Origin of the sequence: Streptomyces javensis (assembly GCF_039525925.1) — a bacterium.
In the GTDB taxonomy this organism is placed as follows: Bacteria; Actinomycetota; Actinomycetes; order Streptomycetales; family Streptomycetaceae; genus Streptomyces; species Streptomyces asiaticus.
In genome coordinates this window covers 1-4,742 of the sequence record NZ_BAAAIF010000177.1, presented here as the reverse complement: position 1 = coordinate 4,742, position 4,742 = coordinate 1, and the positions used below count along the sequence as shown (strand labels likewise).

Annotated in this window: 2 protein-coding genes; both read left to right on the top strand. The window is 70.8% G+C overall.

What is annotated here, in order from left to right:
- Positions 1-3,454: SDR family NAD(P)-dependent oxidoreductase (locus tag ABD329_RS47260; RefSeq protein ID WP_344318189.1), on the top strand; the 3,454-nt coding region annotated here is incomplete at its 5' end.
- 18 nt (positions 3,455-3,472) lie between these two features.
- Positions 3,473-4,742: beta-ketoacyl synthase N-terminal-like domain-containing protein (locus ABD329_RS47255; protein WP_344318187.1), on the top strand; the 1,270-nt coding region annotated here is incomplete at its 3' end.

Genomic DNA, 4,742 nt, shown 5'->3' with positions numbered 1-4,742 from the left:
TGCGATGGTGGCGGTGGGTGCGGGTGAGGAGCAGGTGCGTCCGTTGCTGGTGGCGGGGGTGGATGTCGCGGCGGTGAACGGTCCTGCGGCGGTGGTGGTGTCCGGGGATGAGGAGCTGGTGCTGCGGGTGGCGGAGGAGTTGTCGGGGCAGGGGTGTCGGACGAGGCGTCTAACGGTTTCACACGCGTTCCACTCCGCACGGATGGAGCCCATGCTGGAGGAGTTCCGGCGGGTGGTTGAGGGCTTGTCGTTCGCCGCTCCGGTGATCCCCCTGGTGTCCAACGTGACCGGGCGACTGGCGGACACGGAGACGGTGCGTTCCCCCGAGTACTGGGTGGAGCACGTGCGTTCGGCGGTGCGGTTCGCGGATGGCGTGCGGGCGCTTGCCGAGTACGGGGTGAGTACATATCTGGAGCTGGGCCCCGATGGCACGCTGTCCGCGATGGGCCGCGACTGCCTGGACGACGGGCAGGCCGCCTTCGTACCGGCCCTCCGCCGGGAGGGCGACGAGACCCGCGCCTTTGTCATGGCTCTGGCCACCTGCCATACGCGTGGTGTGCACGTGGACTGGGCGACTGCGCTGGGCGGAACGCGCACCGTTTCCGTAGATCTGCCGACGTACGCCTTCCAGCGGGAGCATTACTGGTTGGTGGGGGAGCACCGGGGTGTGGGTGATGTGGCGGCCGCGGGGTTGATGGGCGTCGGGCATCCGTTGCTGGGTGCGGTGACGGAGGTGCCGGGGTCGGGTGAGGTGCTGTTCACCTCCCGGCTGTCGCTGGGTACGCATCCGTGGCTGGCGGATCACGTGGCTGCGGGTGCGGTGTTGTTGCCGGGGGCGGCGTTTGTTGACTTGGTGGTGCGGGCCGGTGATGAGGTCGGTTGCGGTGGGGTGGAGGAGCTGGTGATGGAGGCCCCGCTGGTGTTGGCGGAGGGCGGGGCCGTTCAGGTGCGGGTGAGTGTGGCGGAGGCCGATGAGAGTGGTCGGCGTGTGGTGCGGGTGTATTCGCGGGCGGAGGACGCGGGCGTAGGTGCTGCGTGGGTGCGGCACGCGAGCGGGACGCTGCGTGCCGCGGCGGGGTTCTCCGCTCCTGATGTGGGGCTGTCGGCGTGGCCTCCGGCGGGTGCGGTGGCGGTGGATCCGGTGGAGGTGGAGGGCCTGTACGACGGTCTGGAGCGGGCCGGGTATCGGTATGGGCCGGTGTTCCAGGGGGTGCGAGCGGCGTGGCGGCTGGATGGCGCGGTGTACGCGGAGGTGGCGCTGCCCGAGGAGCATCGGGCGCGGGCGGCCGGGTTCGGACTGCATCCGGCACTCCTCGACGCGGCCCTGCACGCCGCCGCGTTCCAGCACCGTGCGGAGCGCGCCGACCAGCGGACGGCGTTGCCCTTCGTCTGGCGCGATGTGGCGCTCTACGCCACGGGGGCCACGGCCTTACGGGTACGGGTGTTCCCCGCCGGCGAGGACACCCTGACGCTGGAGCTGGCCGATGAGACCGGCGCCCCGGTGGCTTCGGTGGGTTCGATGGTGTCCCGCCCGGTCGAGCCCGGGCAGGTCAAGGCCGCCTCGACACCTGACCGTCTGCTCCGCCCGGGATGGGAGAAGACGGCGCTGACGTCGGATGGCACCCCACTGGGCGCGGTGCGGGTGGCCACGGCCGAGGATGTGCGTGCGCTGGCCGCGCGAGGTGACCGGTTCGACGCCGTGACGGTCGAGGTGGCCGAGACCGGAGGCGTACGCGAGCTGACCAGCCGCGTACTGGAGGTCATCCAGGCGTGGTCGACCGAACCCGCGCTGGACAGCACGCGCATGGTCGTGCTGACCACGGGCGCGGTCGCCGTGGACCCGGGTGAGCCGGTCGATCCCGCCATCGCCGCCGTATGGGGGCTGGTCGGCACCGCGCAGTCGGAGAACACCGGCCGGATCCTCCTGCTGGACGTGGACGACGAACCCTCTTCTTACGCCACGCTGAGCACCCTCGTCCCCGCCCTGTTCGCCGCCGACGAGACGCAGGCCGCGGTCCGTGCGGGAGCGTGCTTCCTGCGGCGGCTCACCCGTGTGGCGGAGCCACCCGAGGCCCAACCGGGCGGTGTGGGCGTAGACGGGACGGTGTTGGTCACCGGCGGCACGGGGGCGCTGGGCGGGGTGGTGGCGCGGCATCTGGTGGCCGTGCGTGGGGTGCGGAGTCTGGTGTTGGCGAGCCGCAGTGGGTCTGGGGCGCCCGGTGCCGCCGAGTTGGAGGCGGAACTGGTGGAGGCGGGCGCACGGGTGCGGGTCGTGGCGTGTGATGTGGCGGACCGGGACGCGGTGGCCGAGCTGCTGGATGCCGTTCCGGACGATGCTCCGCTGTCGGCGGTGGTGCATACGGCCGGTGTTCTGGATGACGGTGTGCTGACCGCGTTGACCCCGGAGCGTATGGACGCGGTGTTCCGGCCGAAGGTGGACGGCGCGCTCCATCTGCATGAGCTGACCCGGGACCTGGACCTGTCGGCCTTCGTCCTGTTCTCCTCCGCCGCCGGTACCTTCGGTAGCTCCGGGCAGGGCAACTACGCCGCCGCCAACGCCTACCTCGACGCGCTGGCACAGCACCGGGCCGCCGAAGGGCTTCCCGCGATCTCCCTCGGCTGGGGCATGTGGTCCCAGGACGCGGGGATGACCGCCCAACTCGGCGTCACCGACCACCGTCGACTGGCACGCGACGGACTCGCCGCGCTGACCTCTGCCGAGGGCATGGAACTCTTCGACACCGCGCTGCGTACCGGTGAACCCGCGGTCCTCCCCATCAAGCTGGACCCCGGCGCACTGCGGGCCCAAGCCGCCACCGGGGCGGTGCCGCCACTGCTGCGCGGGCTGGTCCCACAGCCCGGGCGGATCCGGCAGAAGGCCCAGTCGGCGCATGCGCACGGCGCCGACGCGCTCACCGAACGACTGGCGGGGGCGGGCCCCGCGGACCAGCAGGCGATCCTGCTCGACCTGGTCCGGCAGGAGGCGGCGTATGTGCTCGGCTACGCATCGGTCGGCCGTATCGGCCCCGATGCGGCATTCACCGACGTCGGCTTCGACTCACTCACGGCGATAGAGCTACGGGACCGGCTCCTCGCCCGTACCGGGCTGCGGCTCCCCGCCACGTTCGCCTTCGACTTCCCCACGCCGCTGACACTGGCTGACCACCTGAACACCCGCCTGGGCACCGAGGCCACGCGGGATCCCGTGCTGGCCGAAGTGGCGAGGCTCGAAGAACTGGTGGCCGCCCGGCCACCGGACACTGCCAAGAACACCGGCGCCGCCGCCCGGCTCCGGGCTCTGGCGGCCAAGCTCAGCACCGATGCCCCCGGGCCGGCCGGAGGCGCCGACATCGAAGCGACGCTCGAGGCGGCGTCGGTCGACGACGTACTGGCCTTCATTGACGACGAGTTCGGAATCGTGGACCCGGCGGATTCCGACCGCGCCTACGAGTGAAGGGGAAGGTGACCTCCGGTGGACAACGACGAGAAGCTGGTCCGGTACCTCAAACGGGTGACCGCAGACCTGCACCAGGCGCGGCAGAGACTCACCGAGATCGAGATAGCGCGGTCGGAGCCGATTGCGATCGTGGGGATGGCGTGCCGGTTGCCGGGTGGGGTGACCACGCCGGAGGAGCTGTGGGACCTGGTGGTGTCCGGCGGTGACGCGGTCGGTGGGTTTCCGGAGGACCGTGGCTGGGATCTGGAGAACCTCTTCCATCCGGATCCGGATCATCCGGGCACCAGCTATGTCCGCGAGGGTGGCTTTCTGCGCGACGCGGGGGAGTTCGACGCGGGCTTCTTCGGGATTTCGCCGCGTGAGGCGCTGGCGATGGATCCGCAGCAGCGGCTGTTGCTGGAGACATCATGGGAGGCGTTGGAGCGCGCCGGGATCGATCCGACGGCCCTGCGCGGCAAGGACGTCGGTGTCTACTTCGGCACCCTCAACCAGGACTACGCCACGGACGTGGACACGGTCCCCGAGGGCGTCGAGGGCTATCTGATGACAGGCAGCTCGGCGAGTGTGCTCACTGGCCGGGTCGCCTACGAGCTGGGGTTCGAGGGCCCGGCGATGACGATCGACACGGCGTGCTCATCCTCCCTGGTGGGCCTGCATCTGGCCGCGCAGGCGCTGCGGTCGGGCGAGTGCTCCATGGCGCTGGCAGGAGGGGCCACCGTCATGTCCACCCCCAGCGCCTTCGTCGGCTTCTCGCGACAGCGCGGCATGGCCGAAGACGGCCGCTGCAAGTCGTTCGCGGCTTCGGCGGACGGCACGGGGTGGGCCGAGGGCGTGGGTGTGCTGGTGGTGGAGCGGTTGTCGGATGCGGAGCGGCTTGGGCATCGGGTGCTGGCGGTGGTGCGGGGCAGTGCGGTGAATCAGGACGGTGCGTCGAACGGTCTGACGGCGCCGAATGGTCCGTCGCAGCAGCGGGTGATTCAGCAGGCGTTGGCGGGTGCGGGACTGGCGGCGGGCGATGTGGACGCCGTGGAGGGCCACGGCACGGGCACCACGCTGGGTGATCCGATCGAGGTCCAGGCGCTGATGGCGACCTACGGCCAGGATCGGTCCGAGGGGCGTCCGTTGTGGCTGGGGTCGTTGAAGTCGAACATTGGTCATGCGCAGGCGGCTGCGGGTGTGGCTGGTGTAATCAAGATGGTGTTGGCGTTGCGGTATGGGGTGTTGCCGAGGACGTTGCATGTGGATGAGCCGTCGTCGCAGGTGGATTGGTCGGCGGGTGCGGTGG